Source organism: Streptomyces beihaiensis (genome assembly GCF_026274175.1).
Taxonomy (GTDB): Bacteria; Actinomycetota; Actinomycetes; order Streptomycetales; family Streptomycetaceae; genus Streptomyces; species Streptomyces beihaiensis.
On sequence record NZ_JAPHNL010000248.1, the window covers coordinates 18,712 to 40,293 of the forward strand.

General features: G+C 69.9%; 26 protein-coding genes and 1 pseudogene. 7 read left to right on the forward strand and 20 right to left on the reverse strand.

The window, feature by feature from the left end; translation table 11 throughout:
- Nucleotides 1–2: 2 nt before the first annotated feature.
- The 12 genes from OFY01_RS19285 to OFY01_RS19340 form a co-directional block, all read right to left on the reverse strand.
- Nucleotides 3–272: a hypothetical protein gene (locus OFY01_RS19285; RefSeq protein ID WP_266601560.1), complete on the reverse strand. Its 270-nt coding sequence runs from the start codon at nucleotides 270–272 to the stop codon at nucleotides 3–5.
- Entirely contained in the window at nucleotides 269–553 is a 285-nt protein-coding gene (locus tag OFY01_RS19290) for a hypothetical protein (RefSeq protein ID WP_266601562.1), read from the reverse strand. Before OFY01_RS19290 ends, OFY01_RS19285 begins: the two co-directional genes overlap by 4 nt.
- Nucleotides 554–599: 46 nt before the next feature.
- Nucleotides 600–1,520, reverse strand: coding sequence for a peptidoglycan-binding protein (locus tag OFY01_RS19295; RefSeq protein WP_266601564.1), 921 nt, complete (start codon nucleotides 1,518–1,520; stop codon nucleotides 600–602).
- A 72-nt stretch (nucleotides 1,521–1,592) separates the two neighbouring features.
- Complete coding sequence (locus OFY01_RS19300) at nucleotides 1,593–1,994, reverse strand: ATP-binding protein (protein WP_266601566.1); 402 nt, start codon at nucleotides 1,992–1,994, stop codon at nucleotides 1,593–1,595.
- Between the two features lie 165 nt (nucleotides 1,995–2,159).
- A complete protein-coding gene (locus OFY01_RS19305; protein WP_266601567.1) occupies nucleotides 2,160–2,882 on the reverse strand; it encodes a hypothetical protein in 723 nt (240 codons plus the stop codon).
- Nucleotides 2,879–4,009 (reverse strand): hypothetical protein, encoded by a 1,131-nt coding sequence (locus OFY01_RS19310; RefSeq protein ID WP_266601569.1) that lies wholly within the window; start codon nucleotides 4,007–4,009, stop codon nucleotides 2,879–2,881. The genes OFY01_RS19305 and OFY01_RS19310 overlap by 4 nt, the downstream gene beginning before the upstream one ends.
- The gene (locus OFY01_RS19315; protein ID WP_266601571.1) at nucleotides 4,006–5,118 is read right to left on the reverse strand and encodes a hypothetical protein; all 1,113 of its coding nucleotides are present in this window, start codon (nucleotides 5,116–5,118) and stop codon (nucleotides 4,006–4,008) included. Before OFY01_RS19315 ends, OFY01_RS19310 begins: the two co-directional genes overlap by 4 nt.
- 158 nt (nucleotides 5,119–5,276) lie before the next feature.
- Nucleotides 5,277–6,284: a hypothetical protein gene (locus tag OFY01_RS19320; RefSeq protein WP_266601573.1), complete on the reverse strand. Its 1,008-nt coding sequence runs from the start codon at nucleotides 6,282–6,284 to the stop codon at nucleotides 5,277–5,279.
- A 70-nt stretch (nucleotides 6,285–6,354) separates the two neighbouring features.
- Nucleotides 6,355–7,287 (reverse strand): phage distal tail protein, encoded by a 933-nt coding sequence (locus tag OFY01_RS19325; RefSeq protein ID WP_266601575.1) that lies wholly within the window; start codon nucleotides 7,285–7,287, stop codon nucleotides 6,355–6,357.
- Nucleotides 7,288–7,320: 33 nt separating this feature from the next.
- Nucleotides 7,321–8,649 (reverse strand): tape-measure protein, encoded by a 1,329-nt coding sequence (locus OFY01_RS19330; protein ID WP_266601577.1) that lies wholly within the window; start codon nucleotides 8,647–8,649, stop codon nucleotides 7,321–7,323.
- Nucleotides 8,646–9,839, reverse strand: coding sequence for a phage tail protein (locus tag OFY01_RS19335; RefSeq protein ID WP_266601579.1), 1,194 nt, complete (start codon nucleotides 9,837–9,839; stop codon nucleotides 8,646–8,648). The genes OFY01_RS19330 and OFY01_RS19335 overlap by 4 nt, the downstream gene beginning before the upstream one ends.
- Nucleotides 9,840–9,884: 45 nt before the next feature.
- Nucleotides 9,885–10,445, reverse strand: a complete 561-nt coding sequence (locus tag OFY01_RS19340) for a hypothetical protein (protein ID WP_266601581.1) — start codon at nucleotides 10,443–10,445, stop codon at nucleotides 9,885–9,887.
- Between the two features lie 63 nt (nucleotides 10,446–10,508).
- On the opposite strand from OFY01_RS19340, the gene OFY01_RS19345 reads away from it, so the two are divergent.
- Entirely contained in the window at nucleotides 10,509–10,898 is a 390-nt protein-coding gene (locus tag OFY01_RS19345) for a hypothetical protein (protein WP_266601583.1), read from the forward strand.
- Nucleotides 10,899–11,148: 250 nt separating this feature from the next.
- On the opposite strand, the gene OFY01_RS19350 is transcribed toward OFY01_RS19345, so the two are convergent.
- From OFY01_RS19350 to OFY01_RS19380, 7 genes and pseudogenes are all read right to left on the reverse strand, one after another.
- A complete protein-coding gene (locus OFY01_RS19350) occupies nucleotides 11,149–11,361 on the reverse strand; it encodes a hypothetical protein (protein WP_266601585.1) in 213 nt (70 codons plus the stop codon).
- A gap of 411 nt (nucleotides 11,362–11,772) precedes the next feature.
- Nucleotides 11,773–12,159, reverse strand: a complete 387-nt coding sequence (locus OFY01_RS19355; protein WP_266601587.1) for a hypothetical protein — start codon at nucleotides 12,157–12,159, stop codon at nucleotides 11,773–11,775.
- Between the two features lie 694 nt (nucleotides 12,160–12,853).
- Nucleotides 12,854–13,240: a hypothetical protein gene (locus tag OFY01_RS32625; RefSeq protein WP_407700380.1), complete on the reverse strand. Its 387-nt coding sequence runs from the start codon at nucleotides 13,238–13,240 to the stop codon at nucleotides 12,854–12,856.
- 116 nt (nucleotides 13,241–13,356) lie between these two features.
- A complete protein-coding gene (locus tag OFY01_RS19365; protein WP_266601589.1) occupies nucleotides 13,357–13,647 on the reverse strand; it encodes a hypothetical protein in 291 nt (96 codons plus the stop codon).
- An 88-nt stretch (nucleotides 13,648–13,735) separates the two neighbouring features.
- Complete coding sequence (locus OFY01_RS19370) at nucleotides 13,736–14,341, reverse strand: phage tail tube protein (RefSeq protein WP_266601591.1); 606 nt, start codon at nucleotides 14,339–14,341, stop codon at nucleotides 13,736–13,738.
- 206 nt (nucleotides 14,342–14,547) lie between these two features.
- Nucleotides 14,548–14,961 (reverse strand): hypothetical protein, encoded by a 414-nt coding sequence (locus OFY01_RS19375; RefSeq protein ID WP_266601593.1) that lies wholly within the window; start codon nucleotides 14,959–14,961, stop codon nucleotides 14,548–14,550.
- Nucleotides 14,962–15,821: 860 nt separating this feature from the next.
- Nucleotides 15,822–16,259, reverse strand: a pseudogene (locus OFY01_RS19380) (helix-turn-helix domain-containing protein); the annotation flags it as partial.
- 208 nt (nucleotides 16,260–16,467) lie between these two features.
- Here OFY01_RS19380 and OFY01_RS19385 point away from each other — a divergent pair.
- From OFY01_RS19385 to OFY01_RS19395, 3 genes are all read left to right on the forward strand, one after another.
- The gene (locus OFY01_RS19385) at nucleotides 16,468–16,833 is read left to right on the forward strand and encodes a WhiB family transcriptional regulator (protein ID WP_266601595.1); all 366 of its coding nucleotides are present in this window, start codon (nucleotides 16,468–16,470) and stop codon (nucleotides 16,831–16,833) included.
- Nucleotides 16,834–16,855: 22 nt separating this feature from the next.
- Nucleotides 16,856–17,524, forward strand: a complete 669-nt coding sequence (locus OFY01_RS19390) for a hypothetical protein (RefSeq protein WP_266601620.1) — start codon at nucleotides 16,856–16,858, stop codon at nucleotides 17,522–17,524.
- A 248-nt stretch (nucleotides 17,525–17,772) separates the two neighbouring features.
- Complete coding sequence (locus tag OFY01_RS19395; RefSeq protein ID WP_266601597.1) at nucleotides 17,773–17,976, forward strand: hypothetical protein; 204 nt, start codon at nucleotides 17,773–17,775, stop codon at nucleotides 17,974–17,976.
- A 122-nt stretch (nucleotides 17,977–18,098) separates the two neighbouring features.
- Here the strand turns inward: OFY01_RS19395 and OFY01_RS19400 are convergent, their stop codons facing one another.
- Nucleotides 18,099–18,233, reverse strand: coding sequence for a hypothetical protein (locus OFY01_RS19400; protein WP_266601599.1), 135 nt, complete (start codon nucleotides 18,231–18,233; stop codon nucleotides 18,099–18,101).
- 310 nt (nucleotides 18,234–18,543) lie between these two features.
- Here OFY01_RS19400 and rpsL point away from each other — a divergent pair, with 310 nt between their 5' ends.
- From rpsL to fusA, 3 genes are read left to right on the forward strand one after another with little or no spacing between them, the layout of a single operon-like run.
- On the forward strand, nucleotides 18,544–18,915 hold the full coding sequence (rpsL, locus tag OFY01_RS19405) for a 30S ribosomal protein S12 (RefSeq protein WP_003948652.1): 372 nt from the start codon (nucleotides 18,544–18,546) through the stop codon (nucleotides 18,913–18,915).
- 2 nt (nucleotides 18,916–18,917) lie between these two features.
- Nucleotides 18,918–19,388: a 30S ribosomal protein S7 gene (rpsG, locus tag OFY01_RS19410; RefSeq protein WP_111663838.1), complete on the forward strand. Its 471-nt coding sequence runs from the start codon at nucleotides 18,918–18,920 to the stop codon at nucleotides 19,386–19,388.
- Between the two features lie 39 nt (nucleotides 19,389–19,427).
- Complete coding sequence (gene fusA, locus OFY01_RS19415; protein WP_266601604.1) at nucleotides 19,428–21,554, forward strand: elongation factor G; 2,127 nt, start codon at nucleotides 19,428–19,430, stop codon at nucleotides 21,552–21,554.
- Nucleotides 21,555–21,582: the final 28 nt, after the last annotated feature.

Sequence of the window (21,582 nt, forward strand, 5' to 3'; positions counted from 1 at the left end):
TGTCAGCGCGCGGTCAGTTCCCAGGCCGTGAGGCCCAGCGTCACCAGGGTGGCCAGGACGCCGACGCTGGCCAGCGGCCAGCGGGCGCGCTCCAGGGCGTCGAGGCGCTGCTCGTGGTCGTCGAGCTGCTTGTCCGTCTGGTCGCTGCGCTGGACCAGCAGGGCGAGTGAGCCGTCGACCCGGGCGAAACCGGCCTCCAGCGTTCCGCGGAGCCGTTCCAGTTCCACCGCGACGGCGGCGGGGTCGGAGAAGGGAGTGGCGGGTTCCTTCACGTGTCCTCCCGTTCCGCCCGTTCCGCGCTTCCCTTGGCCAGGGAGAGCAGTTCGGCGTCGGTGGTGGACGGGGGCTGGACGTGCAGCCATCGCGGGAGCAGGGCCTGGACGCCCGGCACGGCCATGACCCGGGTCACGGCCGCGGCGACGGCCAGGGATCCGGCTGCCCAGGGGATGGTCTGTCGTATGCCTGCCGCGTCGATGATCACCGGCAGCAGGACGCACAGGCCGAGAGCGGCCTGCAGGACGGTACGGAGGGTTCGCTTGGCGGCCTCGGACATGGGGACCTCGCGTTGTGGGGCGGGTGTGTGGGTGGTCGGCGGGCGCTCAGGCGCTGTACGGGACCTTCAGCGCCGCCCATGACGTGGGCCCCGGCCAGCCGTCGGCGTCGGCGCCGCGGAAGCCGAGCTTGCGCTGCCAGGCGGCGTACGACTCGCGGTCGGCCTCGGTCCACTGGGGGCCGGGCCCCACGCGGTAGTGGCCGCACCCCTCGGCGACCAGGCGGTGGCCCATCGCCGTGACGATCGGGGAGTGGGGGTGGGCCCTGAAGAACGAGGCGCCCGGGTACGGCTGGTGGCGCGGCGGGCGCGGCTCCTGGTGGGCTTCGTGGTGGGTCGCCCGCGCGACCCGGCCGGTGGAGAGCCGGGACTGCACCCGGCGGCGCATGCCCGTCATGGAGAAGCCGCGCGGATCGACCTTCCAGTCGGACCACTCCAGGTGGCCGATGACGGACTTGGCGCCCCAGCCGTGCGCCCGGCACAGCGCGGCCGAGACCCGCTCGATGGCGTCGAGCTGCTCGGCGGGCCAGGGGTCGTGGCCGTCGCCGAGGTTGACGCACTCGAACCCGTAGAAGCGGGTGTTGCCGTCGACCGCGCCGGCGCTGCCCTCGTGCTGGTGCGGGGCCGGAGGCCGGTCCCCGTACGTCTCGGTGATCACGGCCTGGAGGACGGACGGGTCGCCGCCGCCGGCGTGGTTGGCGCGGCCGTTGCCGACGAGGTGGACCGTGCCGTCCTTGGCGATGACGCCGTGGCACAGCGGGCCGGGCAGTTCGGAGTGGCCGTCGTAGCAGAGCCTGACCGAGGCGTCGGTGCCGGAGCTGACGGTGTGGTGGATCATCACGCCGTTGACCGGGCCCCAGGGGCCCTTGGCGTCGCGGTTGTGGGTGCGCCAGCCGTCGTGCTCGACGACAGTGACGCCCTCGGCCCGCAAGGCGGACACGAGGGCGTCGGCGGACAGGGGACGAGACATGGTGGGGCCTCCAGACGTACGAAAACCCCGGCCTGGGCGGCTCGGGGCGGGTGGTTCGGGGCGGCGGGAGGGCTACGGGGCCGTCGTGCCGGTTGTCGTGCCGGTGGCCGCACCGGACGGGTCCCAGGTGGCACACAGGGCCGCGTGGGCGGCCCGGCGGGTCTCGAAGTCGGCGAGGGCCGCGGCGACGGCGTTGGCCGCCGCGTTCTGGTCGGGCGTGACCGGGGAGGTTCCGGTCGGTGCGACGGTGACCTCTCCGAAGCCGCGCAGTACGGCGTCGTCGTCGCCGGACTCGGACAACCTGGCGCTGACGTGCACCGACGGGTACACGCCGGTGAGCGGGTCGGGCTGGAGCGAGTCGCTCAGCGAGTTGTCGTAGACGCGGATGTGCACGGTGTGGCCGTTCTCGGTGACGGTGGCCCGGCCGGCGTAGTCGAGGGCGATGCCCCAGGGCTGGGTGGTGTCGATGTTCATGGCGGACCTCACGGGCTGGAGGGGGAGGCGGGCAACGGGGGCAACGGGGCAAGGGGGCGGCAGGGAGACGGAGAGACAGGTCGGGGGCAGGAGGAAAGGCGGCGACGCCAGCAAAGGCGGCGACGCCAGCAAAGACGAGGAGAGCAGGAGAGCGGGGCAGGGGGGCTACGACTGGGTGCCGAACATCATCATCGGCTGGGCGTACACGGTCCCCGAGGTGCTGGTCACCCTGGCCTGGATCTCGACCTTCATCAGCGCCCCGAAGGCGTTGACGAAGTCGCTGGAGACCAGGTCGGTGTGGTCGAACGTCGAGCCGGCGCTGACGGTCGTCCCCCACTGGGCGCCGTCGAGCAGCACCCGCACCTCGCCGGTGGCCCCGGAGGAGGCGGCCGTGTACAGGTACAGCCGCATCTTGGGCTGCCACTTCGGGTTGAAGGAGCGGGCCACCGTCGTCCACGAGGTGGCGGTGGTCTGCGGCCAGCGGGCGACGTTGGTGTCCTGCGGCGCCAGCATGGACAGCCAGGGCCGGGCGAGACCGCCGGTGACGATGTCGTCGGAGAAGATCTCCAGGCCGTGGACGTCGTAGATGCGCACCGGCTGGAGCGAGGTGCTGCTGCCGTCGCCGTTGAACGCGGTGATGGCGGCCTGGCCGGTCTGTCGGCTCAGGCTGAAACCGTACTCGGAACCGGACCAGGAGCCGATCTGGAGGACGGTGTACTCGTCGTCCGGAGTGCGCACGACGAGCGAGCCGCCGTCGGTGATCTCCACCGTGCCGCTGGTGATCCGGTCGAGCGCCGGCCGGGTGTGGACGGCCGTGGACAACTGCTCGATGCGCCGTTCCATCTCGACCAGCCTGTCGATGATGTCCTCCGGCAGCTGCGGCATCATGAGGTGACCTCCTCCAGGTAGAGCTCCGCGGTGTCGGGGCGGCCGCGTTCGGCCGGGCTGGCGCGGAAGCCGACGATCCGGTAGCGATTGCTCAGCCCTTCGCCGAACCACTCGTCGGTGATCCGGACCCGGGCGGTGCGCCCCAGCAGCGCGGGCGGCACCAGGTCGTCGAGGCGGATGGTGAGCGCCGGGATCACGACGGTGCCGCGTGCGCGCCGCAGCTCGGTCGCGGCGAGGGCGTCGAGGGTGAACTTGTCGGTGACCGAGTCGTGGTTGGACGACAGGTCGATGCGTGGATACCCGGCGTCGATCAGGTCCTGCGCCACCACTTCGTCCGAGTACTGGGGCCGCGACGTCTGCGTCTGGTTGTTGTTGGCCGAGGCTCCGCGGGCCACCGCGGTGGTGCCGCCGCGCGTCGCGTCGTGCGGGAAGGCGTACGAGAGGATGCTGCCGGGGCGGTCGAAGACCAGGTCGACAGAGGACGTGATGATCTTCGGGTGGCCGAGTTGCAGCCGCCGGATCCGCTGCCCGCTCGCGGGGTCCCGGTAGACGGTGATGTGGTACTCGAAGCCGTCCTGCAGGGCTGCCAGCTGCTTGAGCGCCTCCGAGTAGAGGGTCTCGTCGCCCTCGAGCCAGCTCGCGCCCCGTGTCACCCCGGAGGTCTCGGTGCCGTACGTGACGCCGATGTCGCCGCCGACCGCCGATTGCAGGGTCTGCCACAGGCCGCGGGCGACGTCCAGCTCGTCGGTGGTGGCGGGGTAGGAGAGGTTGGTGCGGATGCGGCGCCGGGCGGCGTACGAGTCGAAGGTGGCGGCCTGGATGTCCAGGCTGAGCGCACCCTTGTCGCTGCCCTTGAGGGTGGTCGTCCAGATGATCCCGCCCCACCACAGGTCGTTGCCGCGCTCCAGGTAGACGGAGGTGCGGCCCTCCTCGATGCGGCGCACCCGGGTCGCCAGTTCGGCGTTCGGGACCGGGACGGTCCCGGACAGCGATCCCGCCTTGCCGATGTAGTCGTCGAACGAGACACCGGTGAGCGGCAGGATGTCGATGGTGCGGTCGGTGCGCAGGTCGCAGAAGATCGCCCGGTACGGGGTGGTGGACGCCGTGCCGTCCGCGGGCGTGGTCACAGCGGCCTCACAACGATGGGGGTGCCGGCCTCGTACGTGGCGCTGCCGGAGATGTGCATGCCCGAAGCCCAGGTCCACGGGCTGACGGCGTCGGTCAGACCGGTGGTGGCGACGGCGTTGCCGTTGGGCATGCCGGAGCTGATCTCCAGCCAGAACCGGCTCGAGTCGTAGCCGCGGATGCGCGCGATGGAACGCATCTGGGTGTCGTCCTGCAACACGGCCCAGCCCAGCGTCTCGATGGTGGACGCGGCCCCGACCGGCAGCGAGAACACCCAGTTGTCACTGGTGCCGCCGCCACCGAAGTTGGTGGTGCTGCCGAAGATGACGTCGAAGGTCATGTGGACGGTCGTGCCGATCTTCGTGTACCGGCAGTTCAGCGAGGCGTTGCCGTAGGACGGTGTGGAGTTGCCCGTGCTGGTGGTCCAGTCGGGCGTCCAGGACTGCCAGGTCGGCACCGGCGGGTACGCGGCCCAGGCGCTGCCGTCCCATCGCTCCAGCTGTCCGTTGTTGTCGCGGTACTGGCCCGGGTACGCGCCGGCCCTGCTGTCGCTGATGACCGGCAGGATGCCGCCGACGGCGACGGTCGCGGTGCGTACGCCGGTCAGCGCGGTGCTCCAGGCGATGCCGCCGCCGCCCGCGCTGGTCCCGGCGGGGACGGAGACCTGGTAGAGCGGCAGGGACAGGGCGGGTGTGGCGGGTACCGCCGGGGTGGCGGCGGGGGTGCCCTGGACGATCTCGACGGTGGCCTCGGTCTTGCCGGAGGCGTCGTAGGAGTCGTCGTAGACGCGGGCGACGATCAGGTCGATGCGGCCGTACTGGGCGTCGCCGTCGGCGAACGTCAGGTCGACGTTCGAGGTCAGCGCGACCGGGTAGGCGCCCTGGCTGTCGGTGCCCTGGATCACGGCACGCCCCGGGTAGACGGTGGCGGTCATGGCGCTGGAGCCGGTGACGGTGAACCCGGAGATGATCCACTGACCGTTGGCCGAGCCGGGCAGTACCCCGGAACGGGTGGCCACGGGCGAGGTCGGCGTGAGTGCGCCGAGGGAGGTGAGGCGGGTGTCGGTGCGGGTCTGGCCGGTGGTGGGCAGCCAGCCGGAGGTGATCTGCATGGACGGGGCTCCCAGACGTAGAGGCGTGAAGAGGTGAAGAGGTGAAAGAGATGAAAGAGGTGAAAGGCGTGAAAGCGGCTGAAACGACCAAATCAGCGAAAGCGATGAAGTTGACGAGAATGGCGGCAGGGGCGACTCGGGTGTAGCGCGCGACGGAGCTACAGCACGTAGGTCGCGGACACGCGGACGTTGCGGCCAGAGGTCAGCTCACCGTTGTACGACCAGGTGCGCAGGGTGATCGTTCCGTCGGTGCCGATGTAGGCGTCGCCGCTGCCCCACCCGTCGGCGGCGACGGCCTCCAGGCCCAGGGAGGGGGCCCAGCCCGAGGGCAGGGTGCACAGCTGGACGTCGCCGAGGTTGCCGGTGCTGTCGACGGTGAGGGTCGCGCCCGTGCGGGTGACGGAGGCGCTGAAGCTGCCCAGTCCGTGCGACTGGCGACCGGCGAAGCTCACGACGCTCCAGCCCGTGGCCGCCACCAGGCCCGTAGAGGTGGTGGTGACCTCGACCGGCGGCTGGTACGGCTGCCACGCCGAGCCGTCCCACCGCTCCAGGACGCCCTGGTTGTCGCGGTACTGGCCCGGGTAGGCGCCGTTCCCGGTGTCGCCGTACGCGGGGAGGATGCCGCCGGCCGCGACGGTGGTCGCCCGCAGGTCCGTCAGCGCCCCGGCCTGCCAGGCGATGCCGCCGGTGCCCGCGCTGGTGCCGGCCGGGACGGAGACCTCGTAGAGGGGCAGGGAGAGGGCGGGCGCGGCCGGGGCGGTCGGCGCGGCGGCGGGGGTGCCCTGGACGATCTCGACGGTGGCCTCGGTCTTCCCTGAGCTGTCGTACGCGTTGTCGTACACCCTGAGGACCACGAGGTCGATGCGGCCGTACTGTGCGTCGCCGTCGGCGAACGTCAGGTCGGTGTAGACCGGCATGGCCAGCGGGTACGCGCCCTGGCTGATCGCGCCCTGGATGACGGCGCGGCCCTCCGCGACACGGCCGACCATCGCGGACTCGCCCGTCATCCAGAAGCCGGAGACCCGGAACTGACCGTTGTAGGAGCCGGGCAGGATGCCGGAGCGGACGCTGACCGGGTCCGCGGGGGTGGTGGCGCCGAGTGCGGCGAGCCGGGTGTCGTTGCGGGTCTGGCCGGTCTCGGCCAGCCAGGCGGACTGCAGGGTCATGAGGATTCTCCTTGGTCACGGGACGCGGACGCGGGGCGAGGAAGGTGCGGTACGGGACGTGCGGCGCCGCTCACCACTCGGCGCTGCGCCACCGCACCGTCATCGCGGCGCCCGCGGAGGACGAGTCGGGGCGGAACGACAGCTCGGTGCTGCCCGGCTCGAAGGCGAACAGCTCCTCGGGCGCGGAGTCGGCGGTGGCGGTGTTGCGGCGGGAGGCGGTGCTGTTGAGCGTGACCGTGCCCGCGGAGGTGTCGACGGTGAGCACGTCGGTGGCGGTGAGCGTGATGTCGTAGCGCAGCCGCCGCCCCGTGGTGTGCTCGGTGACCGTCGGCATGCCGCACGGTCCCTGGAAGGTGATCAGGGGGTGGGTGGGCGCCGAGCCGTCGTTGTCCGCGACGACGTCACCGGTGACCGCCGCCGTACCGAAGTCCAGCGGCCAGGTCAGCGGCCAGGTCAGTCCGCTCTCCGCCGTCGGCGCACCGGTGGTCAGGGACTGCTCGACGACCTGGTAGCGGCGCGGGTCGGTGGCGACCCACTGCACGGACGCCTTGGCGGTGCCCGCGAGGGCGTACTGCCGGTCGGTGGGGACGACGCGCCGGGACACCCGAGCGCGCACGGCCAGCGTCTCGCCGTGCAGTCGCACGGCCAGCCAACGCTCGCCGTCCGCGAGCGCCAGGGCCTGCCGCAGCGTCCGTACGGTGTCCACGGCGGCGTCGACGGTCGCCGGCAGCAGCCACAGGGCGCCGCCGACCGTGCGGGGCCGGGCGTGGCGGGCGCCGGGCCAGGCGCCGTGCGAGGTGGGGCGGTTGGCGTCGGAACTGTCGTACGCCGGAAGGTCCTCCCAGCCGGTGAGCCCCGTGCTGTCCACGGCGTAGGGCGTGCCGGGGCCCATAAGAAGACCGGCCCACTGCATCTGCCCGTCCTGGGTGATGAGTGAGCCGGGTGCGAGGTCCGCGGTGAAGGCGGAGTCGGCGGCGGTGTAGGTGGTTGCGGTATCGGCCATCGGGCCGTCACCTCACTCTCGTGTGGCGGGTCCTCACGCGGTCGCGAAAGCGCGCGGGACCGGGTGGGCGGGCGCGTGGGCGGCGGCCAGGAACAGCAGCTCCTCGGCGGTGGACCAGGCCGTGGCGCCGGACGGCTCGTGGTACGCCTTCAGTTCGTACGGCGAAGGGGGCTGGACGCGGACGGAACCGGAACGGAGGCCGGGCCGGTGCCTGGCGAGCCGGGACAAGGCGAGCTGGGACAGCGGCAGCACGTGGCCGGTGCCGGGCGCAGCGCCGGGTATCGCGATGCCGCCCTCGGCGAGCATCGGGATCTTGCTGAGGTGGATTCCGAACTTCTTGCCGAAGAAGCTGAAGCTGATCTTGTTGAGCCCCTCGATGATCCAGTTGGCGAACGAGATCAGCCCGTTGATCGGCCCCTTGATGACCCCGGCGACTGCCTGCGCGCCCGTGGTGACGAACCGGCCCATGCCGCCGAGGGTGTTGCGCAGGGCGCTCTTGACCCGGGAGAACATCCGGGGGATGTCATGCTCGATCCACTTGAGCACCGGCTTGAGCGCGCTCTTGAAGCCCCGCCACACCGCCGCCGCCCTGCCGTGCAGAGCGCGGGTGTCGCCGGTGGTGAGGGCTTTGAGAACGGCGAAGCCGGTGCTGACGACGCCGCCGATGACACGCAGGGCGGTGGTGATGACGGTCAGCCAGACGCTCACGTAGGTGCCCACCACCTTCGCGATCACCTTGAGCAGCGGAGTCATGATCTTCAGGTACGACCTGACGTACGTCAGGACCAGCTTGGCGAGCTGTTCCATCAGGCGCTGGCCGGTCGCGGAGTTCATGGCCAGGTCGAGCAGCCAGCCGGCGACCGGGAGGAGCAGGCCGCTGATGAAGCCGACGGGCGTGGTGCGGGTCACGTAGTTGACGACCAGCATGACCCCCGCGCCGATGGTCATGGCGGTCCCGAACGTGTCCATGAGGGTGCCGAGGGGGCCGGACACGTCGATGAGGCCGGTGATCAGCGACAGCAGTCCGCCGAGTCCGACCGCCAGCTTGCCGAGGGAGCGGACGGAGAACGTGGCGCTGCGACCGACGGACTTGATGCCGCGCGCGCCGGTGGCCGCGGTCCGCCCGGTGTGTGCCAGGGAGCGGGCGGTGGTGTCGGCGGCGGCTTTGGTCCGGCGCACGGCGGTGGTGGCGTGGTCGGCGCTGGTGCCGATTGTGCCGACGGAGGTGGCGGTGTGCTTGATCCGGTCGGTGAGGGACCGGAGGGCGCCCTGGCCCCGCTGGACCTGGGTGCGGAAGCCCTGGAGGGCCGGAGCCACCCCGGCGAGCGGGTCGACCGGCATGCCTGTGGCCGCCGTACTCATCCGCGCGCCTTCGCCAGGAACATCAGCGCGTCGGCGGTGCGCTGCGGGCTGCTGGTCTCGGCCGCGTAGTAGTTCTCGATGCGCAGCGCGCCGCCGTCCGCCGCGGCCCCGTGGTACGCCCTGCCGCCGGTGACGGCCCTGCGCAGCAGCAGGTCGAGCTTGCTCAGCGGCAGGACGGCCTCCGCCTCACCGGCCTCGGCGAGGATCGCCGGAACGCCGCCGGAGCGGGGCATGACGACGCCGCCGGTCGCGAGGTAGGGGATGTGCGGCAGGGACAGGCCGAAGGTCTTGCCGCCGACGAGGGGCACCCAGCCGGGGATGTGCACCTTGATGCCGTTGAGCGCGCTGATCGCGCTGTTGATGAGGCGGATGACCGCGTTGATCGGCCCCTTCACCGCGCCCTTGACGCCGTTGAACGCGCGGCCCGCGATGCCCTTCAGGCCGCCCCAGATGCTGGACAGCTTGTTCTTGACGGCACGGAAGGCGTTCGGGATGACGGATCTGATCCAGCGGACGACCGGGGATATGACGGCCTTGATGCCGTTCCACACACTGTGGACGACGGCCTTGATGGCCTTCAGCGCGCCGCTGATGACCCTCTTCCAGATGCCGACGTACGTCTTGATGACCCTGGCGATGACCTTCACGACGAGGGTGATGGCCTTCTTGATGCCGCCCCACACCGACTTGATGAGCTTGCCGGCCTTCTTCATGATCGGCCCGATGGCCTTCATGACCTTGCCGATGACCACCTTGATGACCTGGAATGCCTTCTTCATGACCTTCTGCATGGTCTTGGAGTGGGTGACCATGTCGAGGATCTTCTGGATCAGCGGCTGGAGCAGCTGCATGAGCATGCCGAAGAGGTTGCCCTTCATCGACTTGTTCATCTTGTCCTGGCCCTTGGCGGCCTTCTTCGCCCCGGCCTCGTACTTGCCGAGATTCCTGCCGGCGGTCGAGCCGGTCTTTCCGGTCTTGGTGAGGGACTTCTCGGCGTGGTCGGAGGTGGTCTTGAGATTCTTCAGTTGACGGGAGGACGACTGGGCAGAGGATTTGATGCGGTTGATCTCGCTACTGCTCGTCTTGGCCTTGTTGCCGAGCTCTTTCGCGGCGCGGGCCGAGACGTCTGTTTTGCTTCTGAATTCGCTGAGTGCGGTGGACGAGCGGCGCAGGGACTGCACAAGAGACATGAAGCCTCCGTTGGTAGGCGGAAGATCGGGAAAAGTTCGATGCGCTTAACCCAAGGCTTCCGAGAGCTTGTTCACGTGGAGTTCCAGGATGCGGAGCCTGTCGGTTTCTCCGGCGAAATCGGCGGAGGCCGGTATATGCCGTACCTGTTGCCGTGTCGTGTTTGCTCGTCGCTTGATATTGGCGACGGTCTCCTCGAGCAGATTGACTCGACCATTCGTCCGCTTGAGGCGATCGTTCGTCACATCGATCCGGCGGTTCGCCCGCCTGACGTTACGGTTCGTCTGCTTCAGGCGCTCCGACACGGCGGGCAGTCGGCGTTCTCGCCGGCTCTGTCGCCACAAGAAACCCCACTTGTTGCGAGTTATGCCGAGTTTCCTCTCCAGGAGCTTTTCGATGAGCGAACTGGAGCTCCAGAACGCGGGCGCCGCGATGGAGACGAGTAGCGTGGGCGCCGCCAACTTGATGATGTCGTCTCGGAGTTCCTTCTTGAGGGCTTCCGTGCTGTATTTCTTCTTGATGTCGTCGGCAAGGTTTTCAACCTTGCGTTCCAGCTCTTTGACGGTTTCATTGCCTGATGTATTCGGCTTTTTAGTCTGGTCGCTCACGGCCCTTTCCTTCTTCCTCGGTGGCGTGCTAAAGTGCTTTAATTGAATTGCCCGGGAGGGAAAATGTTGCTGGTAACGCTGCTGGTTGTATATCTTCTGCCGCTGCTCTTCGTGATGATGGGCGCGCTTGGAATCGCCGGCCGGGTAAGGCTGAGGAAGCGGGGCGTGCGGGTGCGGGCTCACGAGGGAGGGGACAGTTGGACCGGCGGCATCCAGTCGATGCGTTTCGTCTACAAGGATGCCGAGGGGCGACGGCATCGATTGGTCGTGAGCCCCGGGGATGTTCCCGATATCGACCAGGATTCGATTATGGTCGTCTACGATCCAAGGCGTCCTGGGCGTGCGATTTCCGTCTATGAACTGCAGCGATCATTTTGGAGGACCACTGATGGCGTATTCGGCCTCGTGGGAATTATCGCCGCCGTGGCTCTCACCGTGTATCTGATCTGGTGACGGCGTGCTGAACCCCTGCCGCACGTCGCCTCTGGTCGCGATTGCGGAATGCCCGGGATCTCTTCGGGGGCTGCGTGGGCCGAGGATCGGCGACAGTCGGGGGCCGGAACCATCAAGGATCGCCGGCCGTCGCGCTGATGCGGACAGCAGCGCGACGGCGAGTGCGACTTCCAGGGCAATTCCTACGGTTCGTCTTCATCTGTGCATGCGGTGAAGACGGCGCCCGGCCTTACCCGCGGCAAGATTCCGGTCACCCCCGCGACCGGCCCAGCCGTGCCCGTCGCACCTCCGTCAGCGCGTCCGACCAGCCTGCCGCGTAGGCGCGCGACTCGCGGGCGAGCAGCTCCTTGTAGACGCGGGCGAGCAGCACCTCGGGGTCGCGCGTGGGGGTGTGCAGGAGGTGGGCGAGGCGGGCGTAGGCGTCCGTCGGCCGCTGGGGGGAGTCGCTCGTGCCAGTCACCATCTGTGCCTGCTTTCCGGTCTGGCCGTTCGTTCGGCTGTTCGTTCGAACTAGTGTACGAGTGTGGCTGCCGTGGTGACCTGTACTTACCGAGGCTCGTCCGCCGGAACGCCTCCCGCGGCGGCTCCCGGTGCCCCTGTGGTGTGGGTGCAGTGAAGGCCGTGCCGGAGTTGCGGAGTAAGATCCGGCCGTTATCCCGTCGGTGAATCGAGCGCGAACGACGGGCGCAGGCGAGGAAACCGATGTCGTTCGGGCGTCGGCGTGTGGTGGCGGGGCAGCCGTCCTCGCGAGTCGCGATGGGGCAGGGACGAGAGCAAGGCCTACGGGATGGTCGGGGACGCGAACGCGCGGCAACAGCATGCGGTCGACTGGCTTGAACAGTCCCCCGATCTCCCGCATCTCATAGCCCGGCTGTCAGAGCTCGTCCACCGGCTCGGCCACGCGCCCGAGGATCTGGTGATCCTGCCCAGGGCGGAGCTGGACCGGCGTGAACTGGCCGCGTACAGCGCGGGCTGGGCCGACGTGGTCGACGAGCAGTTGCCGGGGATACGGCGTGCGTACGAGGAGCGGATCACGGCCGCTTATCTTCAGGGGCAGGAGGACGCGCGCACCGGTCGTCGGCCACGCCGGGCGCGCCGTGCCGACGGTGGGCGGGGTGGGAGTACGGGCGGCGAGGTGATACCCCTGCCGTACGTCCAGCTCCTGCGGCTGCCCGAGGAGCTGACGCGCACGGCCGAACGGGGGCAGCGGGAAAGGCTGTTGGCCGACGGGGAGCCCAGGTCCATGGCCGGGGAGGTTCACGAGCGGCCGGGGTCCGAAGGCACGGGCTCGGAGGGTACGGGCTCGGAGGGTACGGGCTCGGACGGTACGGGCTCGGACGGTGTGGGCTCGGGCGGTACGGGCTCGGGCGGTACGGGCCCTGAGGGTGCGGGTCGGGAAGGCTCGGGGCTTGAAGGTACGGGTCGCGACGGCAGGGGCCGTGAAGGTACGGGCTCCGAAGGTACGGGCTCCGAAGGTACGGGCTCCGAAGGCAGGGGTTTCGAGGGCAGGGGTCCCGAGGGTGACGCCTCCTCGGGTGAGTTTGCGGCAGATGAGTCCTCGTCCTCCGACACCCCGGTCGACATCCTGCTGTCCGCCCGCGAAGTGCGCCGCAAGCGGTCGGCGTCGACGGAGCGGCGACCGGTGGTCCGGCGCAACGGGCGGCCCAGCGTGCCCCCGCTGACCCGCCCCGCGGACGCGGCGGCCGGGCGGGAGCGGGGACGGCCGGCCAGTGCCGGGGAGCCTGGCCAGGGAGAACAGGGCGGTACGCGAGCGGCTCCGGACGCGCGGCACTCCCGGCTCTCGGACCGGGCCCGAGCCCTCGCCGACGAGCTGGAGGGCCGGGCCACGGACCGGGGCGGAAGCGACCGGCGGGGGCAGGCGGATCAGCCGCGGTGAGACGGGCGGCTGATTCGCCTGCCCCGGTCCCCTCCGGCCCCCTCCGGCGCGGCGCCGGTCAGGCGAAGAACCTGGCCAGCTGGGCGGGGGAGGGGTTCTCGGAGGTGCCCGGTCCCGCGCCGGCTCCGCCGCTCGTACCTGTACCGGTGCTTGTGCCCGCGCCCGTACCGCCCCCGCCCCCGCTCCCGGTTCCGGTTCCGGAGTCGGCACCGGTGGTGGCCTCGCCGTCCGGTTCCTCCGCCGCGTCGGTCGGACGCGGCACAGGCGCCGGAGGCTCCGGCTGGTCGCCGTCCTCGCCCGAGTTGACGCAGGAGAACATCCAGTTGGCGGCTGCCAGGTGGTCCACGGCGGCCGCCAGCAGATGATCCGTCACCGACCACTCCGCCGCCTCGCCGTGCAGCTCCTGGTTGAGGGCGCTGTCCCGCGGCAGGTTCTTGATCAGCACCGTGAGTCGTCGCGCGGACAGCCGCTCGCGGTGCCAGTCGAGCAGGTCGATGCCGTAGTAGCGCAGGAGGTCCGCTTCGAGGGCCTCGGCGTGTTCGTCGACGAACCCGACGAGGCTCAGTCTTCCCCCAGGCCGAGCCCGGTCTCCTTGCCGTATGCCTCCAGGATGGCGGCGATGTCCTGCATCGTGATCTCGTGCCGCTCGAAGCGGGCGAACTGCTGCTCGCCCATGAGCAGTCGGAGCAGCCCGTCCACGTCGTTGTCGTCGAGCTTGCGCAGCGCCTTCGCGGTCGCGCGGGTCAGCTCGGTGGGCAGGGTGTAGGTGTCGTCGTCGAGCTCGAACGACCACGTACGGCCGAGAGCTTCCAGGCGCTGGGCGCGGGCGGCGTTGACGTCGAAACGGGCCATGGTGATGCGTTCTCCTTGTGCGTGCGAGGGAGCGTGTTGAGCGAGATGGGTGGGCGGGGCGGCGGTGATCGCCGCCCCGCCCGGTGGATCAGGCCGTCGCGTACGAGGCGTCCTTCATCACGAAGCTGGCCAGCGCCTTGCCGTCGGCGGCGGACATCGCCGTGAAGGTGACACCGAGCTGGGCCGCGGCCTTGCGGGCCAGCTTGATGTCGTCCGACGCGGTGACCTGGCCGTGCGGGATACCGAAGCGGTAGGTCACGGTCGAGCCGTCATCGGCCCGGACGTCGGTGAACTCCAGGCCGAGGGCGCGGGCGTCGACCGAGGGACGGTCCGTGACGTCGTACTGGTAGACGCCCGGGTTGGCGGTGGCGTCGACCGCGTTGACGGTGCCGCCGCCCATGAAGAACGGCAGCGTGTCCTCGTTGAACTGCATGAGCGAGAACTTCAGCGTCAGGTCCCGGTCCGAGTAGACGAAGTGGACCGGGCTGACCGCCTGCCACACGTCGACCGGCTCCAGCTTGTCCTTCTTGCCGAACGTGACACCGTCGCCGCCGGTGAAGCCGAGGTCCTTCCAGCCGGTCCAGTCGGTGGCGGCGTTGCTGGTGAAGGTCTTCGGTACGTCGGTACCGGCGGCGGCGACGTAGAGACGGCCGACGCCCGCGATACGGATCTCGGAGCTGTTGGTTCCTGCCATGGTGGGATTTCTCCTTGTTCAAAGGGGTGTTGAGTGGTGGATGTCGGGTGTTGGGAGTGGGTCATGCGTGGTGCGGGTGGTGCCGTGTCGTACGCGGCGCCGGTTCGGCGGTCCGGGTACGACGAAGGCCCCGCCGGGTGTGGCGGGGCCTTCGGTCTGTGGGGGCGGCGGCGATCGGCGGCCGCCCGGGAGCCGGGAGGTGGCGCTCAGACGACGGTCATGGAGACCTTGTAGACGCCCACGTAACGGTTGGCTCCGGAGTAGAGGTAGTCGGGCAGCCAGCGCGGGCCGTCCTCCTCGTCCACCTCGGTGATCTGGTTGGTGCCGTACGTGTTGCCGGTGGAGGCGAGCAGCGCGCGACGGGCCGAGTTGGCGAGTACGAGCGCGTCGTGCTTGCTCGGGCCGTACACCTCCAGCTCGATGAGCGGCTGGTCGACGTGGAGCTGGCCGACCCAGGCGCCGCCGCGCCGGTTGACGAGCACGGTGGCGGTGGTGCCGTCGAAGCCCGACGGCGGTGAGACGGCGACGGTCGCCGTCGAGAGCGCGGAGTCGGCCTTCAGGATGTCGACGACCAGCGCCTCGACATCGGGATAGCTGGTCGGTGGAGTGGGTGAGGTCATTGCCGGGTCACCTCGGTGCGACTGTCGGTGCGACTGGACGGTGAGGGGCACCGGGCGGGCGCCGCGTGGGGAGCGGGGGAGGGGCCGCGGCGCCCTGGCCCGGCCTGCGGCGAGACGACCTGGCCCGTCCTGCGGGCACAGCTCCGCCGCTGCACCAACTGTGACAGAAGAGCGTGCGCGCACGCAACTAAATCCGTGAGGTGATTGCGCTCGGGGTGCGCGAGGGGGCTTGTGAGGCGATACGTGAGCGGTGCGCGAGCGACGCGTGAGCGGTGCGTGAGCGGTGCGTGGGGTGAGGCGCGGCGCCGAACGCGGTGCCCGGCGACATGCCCGAGTGGCGTGGTCGGGATCGCCCGAGGGGTGTACGAGGGGTGTACGAGGGGTGTACGAGGCGTGTTCGGGGTCCGCCCGAGGTGCGTCCGGGGGGCGCCCGAGGGGCATTCGGGATCCGCCCGAGGTGTGTCCGGGGGGCGTCCGGGGCGTGTTCGGGATCCGTCCGAGGTGCGTCCGGGGGGCGTCCGGGGGAGCGTCCGAGGGGCATTCGAGGTGCGTCCGAGGTCCGTCCGAAGAGCGCCCGAAGAGCGCCCGAAGAACGCCAGAAGAGCGCCCGAAGAGCGCTCGGAGTGCCCAGGGGGCGACGGGTGGCTCGGCGCCGCCGCCCCCGCCCGAGGGGTGTTCGAGCGTGTTCGAGGGCGTCAGAGACGCGCGCCCGAGCGCCCGGGGGAGGGAGGGGCCCGATCTCAGTCGGTGACCGTTGCCGCCAGTGCGGACGTGGAGAGCGGCGCCGACATCGCCCCGGCCTCCGACGCGGAGGCGGAAGCGGGCGCCGATGCGGGCGTCCGTGCCGCCGACGACGCCAGTGCCGCGGGCGCGGCCACGGACTCCGTCTCGCCCGGCAGGAACTGCTCCACCACCCGTACGAACATCTCCCGCCGGTCGGCGGGCACGCCGAGGAGTTCCGCGACCTCCTCCAGTGTGGGGCGGCGGCCGAACTCCGCGCCGGGGGGCGGCGCCGAGAGGTGTCCGCGGGGGTCCGCCAGTTCCTCCGCGGTCAGGCGTCCGGAGCGGATGAGCATCTCGCGCACCGGTACGCCGAGCACGCGCGCGAGCCGGCGCGTGGTTTCGAGGTCCGGCATGCTCTGGCGCTGCAACAGCCGGGTGACGGCGGCGCGATGTACGCCCGCCTCGTCCGCGATGCGTGACTTTCCGCCGCCGCGCGGGCTGTCGATGTCGTATCCGCCCGCGCGCATCAGGTCTTCGACCCACGCGGCGAAGGCGTCCAGGCCCTGACTGGTCATGGGGGCTCTCTTCCTCTGGGGGGGAGGCCAAGTTTAGCTTGCTTGCGCGCGCGGTATTACGTGCTGCTGCGCAATTAATGGGGAGGGTTGGTGATCGCAACTTCATTGCGTGCGCGCGCGCAATCTGTCAGTCTGTGGGCGCTCGCTTTCGAACAGGCACAGGCAGGCACGTCAGCGATGCACCTGATGCGCCAACGACGCATCAGGGATGTGCCGGCGATGTGCCAGACAGGGAGACCTCGTGTCATCAGCCGGTCCCTTCTCATCACCACCACTGTCTTCGGCGGCCTGGCCGTCCCCTGCGGCGGCCTGGCGGTCCGCGGCCGCCTGTGCGGGGCTTCCTCCGAAGGTCGTCTTCTCCAAGAAGCCCAAGGAAGCCGCCCCCGCTCTGCGTGCCTGCGCCCGCTGCGCGGTGCGGCAGGCGTGCGAGGAGGCCGTCGCCCCGGCCGAGAGCTGGTTCGACGGCGTCTGCGGGGGCCGCCTGTGGCGCTCCGGCCGTCCCGTGCCCACGCCTGATCGTTCGCTCACGGTGGCCGCGCCGCGCCCGGCCGCTCCGGGAGGATCCGTTGCCTGAGCACCACCCGACGACCGACGCCATGGCCCCGACCACCCACGCGGCTCTCTGGATCGCCACCTTGATCCAGCAGTTCCCGGAGCTGTCCGCCGAGCTCGTCCCCGGTCGCACCACCGCCCCGTCCCGCCGGCCCGCCGCCCAGGCCCCCGCCGACCTCGCCGAGCGGATCCGCGAGGAACGCGCCGAGGCGCTGCTCCTCCAGCAGCGGTACGGCCTGGCCGTCCCCGGTCACAGCGCGGCCCCGCTGCGCCTGCACATCTCCGACACCATCCGGGACATCACCGACGGTGTGATCGAACTGGAGGAGGCCGTCCGGGACCGGCTCGGTCTGCCGCGCGCCCGCCGGGCGCCGGTGGCCGAGCGGTTGCGCCGGATCGCGGACCTGCTCGACCGCGTCGCCGCCGACCCCGTCCTGGCCGCGCACGTCCGTGACGAGACGCACCGCATGGCCCGCCGCTGCTCCCGCGCGCTCGGTGACACCGAGACGGTCGTACGAGTGTCGGGCCGCTGCCCGTGGTGCGCGTCGGTCTCGCTGCGGGCGTTTCCCGACCGCGGCGCGGTGCTGTGCGTCAACCCGGCCTGCCGCTGCACGGACCAGCTGTGCGGCTGCCACGACGACCCCGCCTACCGGCACAGCTGGGACGAGGGTGCGTGGGAGCGTACGGCGGGCGACGTGGAGGACGGACGATGAGCGGACCCGGTGGACCCGACCGACCCGGTGGATCCGACCGACCCGGTGGATCCGACCGACCCGGTGGGCCCGGTGGACCCGGTGGGCCCGCCGGAGCCGACGAACCCCGCCGAACCGACGCGACCCGCCGACCCGACGGAGCCCGCCGAGACGGCACCGACCGACCCGACACCCGCCGACCCGACACGACCCGCGGGACCGACGAACCCCGCCGAACCGCACGAGCGAGGGACGGTGTGGCGTCGCACGTGCTGGCGCCGACCCTCATCCCGGGCCCGCTCGCCGCCGCGGAGGCCGGTGTCGCTCCCGCCACCATCCGTAAATGGGTCCAGCTCGGCCGCCTCGCCCCGGCGGGCAAGGCGGGCCGCGCCCAGCTCTTCCGTCTGGAGGACGTCTTCGCGGCCGAGCGGTCCGCCCGCCCCCGCACCGCCCCGGCGACACTGCGCGGCTGAACCGGCGAGGTCGACGCGATCGGCGAGAGCGACGAGACCGACGACACCGACGAGACCGACGACACCGACGAGGTCGGCGAGACTGACGAGGTCGGCGAGACCGACGAGGTCGACGCGCCCGATCAGATAAACAGCCCCGGCAGCCCCGGCAGCCCCGGCAGCCCCGGCAGCCCCGGCAGCCCCGGCAGCCCCGGCAGCCCCGGCAGCCCCGGCAGCCCCGGCAGGCCGACAAGGCCGACAAGATCGACAAGCCCCACGACGGTGGCCCCGCCCCTTCGCCCAGGTAGGCAGGCAGGAGGGGCCGGGCCACCTCGTCGCTTGTCTTCCTTGTATTCGTTTTGACCGGAGTCGACGGGCTGGGTACGCTCAGACCTTGTGCCTGGGGTGTGCCTTGGCTCGCGTGCGTGCCTTCAAACCGCACAGTGGGCCGTGACCGGCCACCGCAATCCGAGCCTGTCTCCTTTCCGCCCTGCGGCAGGGGCCTGACGGATTCGACACACCCGACCGCGTGGGTCGGCGACGTTCCAGGTTAGCTTTACTACTCGGCACACAGAAACCGGAGAAGTAGTGCCTACGATCCAGCAGCTGGTCCGCAAGGGCCGGCAGGACAAGGTCGAGAAGAACAAGACGCCCGCACTCGAGGGTTCCCCTCAGCGTCGTGGCGTCTGCACGCGTGTGTTCACGACCACCCCGAAGAAGCCGAACTCGGCCCTGCGGAAGGTCGCGCGTGTGCGTCTGACCTCCGGGATCGAGGTCACGGCCTACATTCCGGGTGAGGGACACAACCTGCAGGAGCACTCCATCGTGCTCGTGCGCGGCGGCCGTGTGAAGGACCTGCCTGGTGTTCGCTACAAGATCATCCGCGGTTCGCTCGACACCCAGGGTGTCAAGAACCGCAAGCAGGCCCGCAGCCGCTACGGCGCCAAGAAGGAGAAGTAAGAATGCCTCGTAAGGGCCCCGCCCCGAAGCGCCCGGTCATCATCGACCCGGTCTACGGTTCTCCTCTGGTGACCTCCCTCATCAACAAGGTGCTGCTGAACGGCAAGCGCTCCACCGCCGAGCGCATCGTCTACGGCGCCATGGAGGGCCTGCGTGAGAAGTCGGGCAACGACCCGGTCATCACGCTGAAGCGCGCGCTGGAGAACATCAAGCCGACCCTTGAGGTCAAGTCCCGCCGTGTCGGTGGCGCGACCTACCAGGTTCCGGTCGAGGTCAAGCCCGGCCGCGCCAACACCCTCGCGCTCCGCTGGCTCGTCGGCTACTCGCGCGCCCGTCGCGAGAAGACGATGACCGAGCGTCTGATGAACGAGCTGCTCGACGCCTCCAACGGCCTCGGCGCTGCCGTCAAGAAGCGCGAGGACACGCACAAGATGGCCGAGTCCAACAAGGCCTTCGCGCACTACCGCTGGTAGTCGCAACCCACATCGAGACCGAGAGAAGACTGAAGCCTTATGGCTACCACTTCGCTTGACCTGGCCAAGGTGCGCAACATCGGCATCATGGCCCACATCGACGCGGGCAAGACGACCACCACCGAGCGGATCCTGTTCTACACCGGTGTCTCGTACAAGATCGGTGAGGTCCACGACGGCGCCGCCACGATGGACTGGATGGAGCAGGAGCAGGAGCGTGGCATCACGATCACGTCTGCTGCCACCACCTGCCACTGGCCGCTCGACAACAACGACTACACCATCAACATCATCGACACCCCCGGGCACGTCGACTTCACCGTCGAGGTGGAGCGCTCCCTGCGTGTGCTCGACGGTGCTGTGACGGTGTTCGACGGTGTTGCCGGTGTCGAGCCCCAGTCCGAGACGGTGTGGCGTCAGGCCGACCGTTACGGCGTCCCGCGCATCTGCTTCGTCAACAAGCTGGACCGTACCGGCGCCGAGTTCCACCGCTGCGTGGACATGATCTCGGACCGCCTGGGTGCCCAGCCGCTCGTCATGCAGCTCCCGATCGGCGCCGAGGCCGACTTCAAGGGCGTCGTGGACCTGGTCCGCATGAAGGCGCTCGTGTGGTCCGCCGAGGCGACCAAGGGCGAGATGTACGACACCGTCGAGATCCCCGACACGCACAAGGAGGCCGCCGACGAATGGCACGGCAAGCTCCTTGAGGCCGTCGCGGAGAACGACGAAGAGATCATGGAGCTGTACCTGGAGGGCGAGGAGCCGTCCGAGGAGCAGCTGTACGCCGCGATCCGTCGTATCACCATCGCGTCCGGCAAGTCCTCGGACACCACCGTCACCCCGGTGTTCTGCGGCACCGCGTTCAAGAACAAGGGCGTCCAGCCCCTGCTCGACGCGGTCGTGCGCTACCTGCCGACTCCGCTCGACGTCGAGGCCATCGAGGGCCACGACGTCAAGGACCCGGAGGAGGTCGTCAAGCGCAAGCCGTCGGAGGACGAGCCGCTGTCGGCCCTCGCGTTCAAGATCGCGAGCGACCCGCACCTCGGCAAGCTCACCTTCATCCGGGTGTACTCCGGCCGCCTGGAGTCCGGCACCGCCGTGCTGAACTCCGTCAAGGGCAAGAAGGAGCGCATCGGCAAGATCTACCGTATGCACGCCAACAAGCGTGAGGAGATCGAGTCGGTGGGCGCCGGCGACATCGTCGCCGTCATGGGCCTGAAGCAGACCACCACCGGTGAGACGCTGTGCGACGAGAAGAACCCGGTGATCCTGGAGTCCATGGACTTCCCGGCGCCGGTCATCCAGGTCGCCATCGAGCCCAAGTCCAAGGGTGACCAGGAGAAGCTGGGTGTCGCCATCCAGCGTCTCGCGGAGGAGGACCCCTCCTTCCAGGTTCACTCGGACGAGGAGACCGGCCAGACCATCATCGGTGGTATGGGCGAGCTCCACCTGGACGTTCTCGTCGACCGCATGAAGCGCGAGTTCAAGGTCGAGGCCAACGTCGGCAAGCCGCAGGTCGCGTACCGCGAGACGATCCGCCAGGCGGTCGAGAAGATCGACTTCACGCACAAGAAGCAGACCGGTGGTACCGGTCAGTTCGCCAAGGTGCAGATCTCGATCGAGCCGATCGAGGGCGGCGACGCCTCGTACGAGTTCGTGAACAAGGTCACCGGTGGCCGTATCCCGAAGGAGTACATCCCTTCGGTGGACGCGGGTGCGCAGGAGGCCATGCAGTTCGGCATCCTCGCCGGTTACGAGATGACCGGCGTGCGCGTCACGCTGCTCGACGGTGCCTACCACGAGGTCGACTCCTCCGAGCTCGCCTTCAAGATCGCCGGTTCGCAGGCGTTCAAGGAGGCCGCCCGCAAGGCCAAGCCCGTGCTGCTCGAGCCGATGATGGCCGTCGAGGTCACCACGCCCGAGGACTACATGGGCGAGGTCATCGGTGACATCAACTCCCGCCGTGGCCAGGTTCAGGCCATGGAGGAGCGGATGGGTGCCCGGGTCGTCAAGGGCCTGGTCCCGCTCTCGGAGATGTTCGGCTACGTCGGAGACCTCCGCAGCAAGACGTCGGGTCGCGCAAGCTACTCGATGCAGTTCGACTCCTACGCCGAGGTTCCGCGGAACGTCGCCGAGGAGATCATCGCGAAGGCCAAGGGCGAGTAACCCTCCGGGTTGCACGCATTAGGCTTGA

Excerpts from the sequence above, each read along its gene's own strand:
- OFY01_RS19370 (WP_266601591.1), bottom strand. The coding sequence starts at position 14,341 with ATGGCAGGAACCAACAGCTCCGAGATCCGTATCGCGGGCGTCGGCCGT.
- OFY01_RS19300 (WP_266601566.1), bottom strand. The coding sequence starts at position 1,994 with ATGAACATCGACACCACCCAGCCCTGGGGCATCGCCCTCGACTACGCC.
- fusA (WP_266601604.1), top strand. The coding sequence starts at position 19,428 with ATGGCTACCACTTCGCTTGACCTGGCCAAGGTGCGCAACATCGGCATC.
- OFY01_RS19350 (WP_266601585.1), bottom strand. The coding sequence starts at position 11,361 with ATGGTGACTGGCACGAGCGACTCCCCCCAGCGGCCGACGGACGCCTAC.
- OFY01_RS19335 (WP_266601579.1), bottom strand. The coding sequence starts at position 9,839 with ATGTCTCTTGTGCAGTCCCTGCGCCGCTCGTCCACCGCACTCAGCGAA.
- OFY01_RS19295 (WP_266601564.1), bottom strand. The coding sequence starts at position 1,520 with ATGTCTCGTCCCCTGTCCGCCGACGCCCTCGTGTCCGCCTTGCGGGCC.
- OFY01_RS19305 (WP_266601567.1), bottom strand. The coding sequence starts at position 2,882 with ATGATGCCGCAGCTGCCGGAGGACATCATCGACAGGCTGGTCGAGATG.
- OFY01_RS19315 (WP_266601571.1), bottom strand. The coding sequence starts at position 5,118 with ATGCAGATCACCTCCGGCTGGCTGCCCACCACCGGCCAGACCCGCACC.
- OFY01_RS19290 (WP_266601562.1), bottom strand. The coding sequence starts at position 553 with ATGTCCGAGGCCGCCAAGCGAACCCTCCGTACCGTCCTGCAGGCCGCT.
- OFY01_RS19330 (WP_266601577.1), bottom strand. The coding sequence starts at position 8,649 with ATGAGTACGGCGGCCACAGGCATGCCGGTCGACCCGCTCGCCGGGGTG.
- OFY01_RS19375 (WP_266601593.1), bottom strand. The coding sequence starts at position 14,961 with ATGACCTCACCCACTCCACCGACCAGCTATCCCGATGTCGAGGCGCTG.
- OFY01_RS19345 (WP_266601583.1), top strand. The coding sequence starts at position 10,509 with ATGTTGCTGGTAACGCTGCTGGTTGTATATCTTCTGCCGCTGCTCTTC.
- OFY01_RS19320 (WP_266601573.1), bottom strand. The coding sequence starts at position 6,284 with ATGACCCTGCAGTCCGCCTGGCTGGCCGAGACCGGCCAGACCCGCAAC.
- OFY01_RS19385 (WP_266601595.1), top strand. The coding sequence starts at position 16,468 with ATGTGCCGGCGATGTGCCAGACAGGGAGACCTCGTGTCATCAGCCGGT.
- OFY01_RS19390 (WP_266601620.1), top strand. The coding sequence starts at position 16,856 with ATGGCCCCGACCACCCACGCGGCTCTCTGGATCGCCACCTTGATCCAG.
- OFY01_RS19365 (WP_266601589.1), bottom strand. The coding sequence starts at position 13,647 with ATGGCCCGTTTCGACGTCAACGCCGCCCGCGCCCAGCGCCTGGAAGCT.
- rpsG (WP_111663838.1), top strand. The coding sequence starts at position 18,918 with ATGCCTCGTAAGGGCCCCGCCCCGAAGCGCCCGGTCATCATCGACCCG.
- OFY01_RS19325 (WP_266601575.1), bottom strand. The coding sequence starts at position 7,287 with ATGGCCGATACCGCAACCACCTACACCGCCGCCGACTCCGCCTTCACC.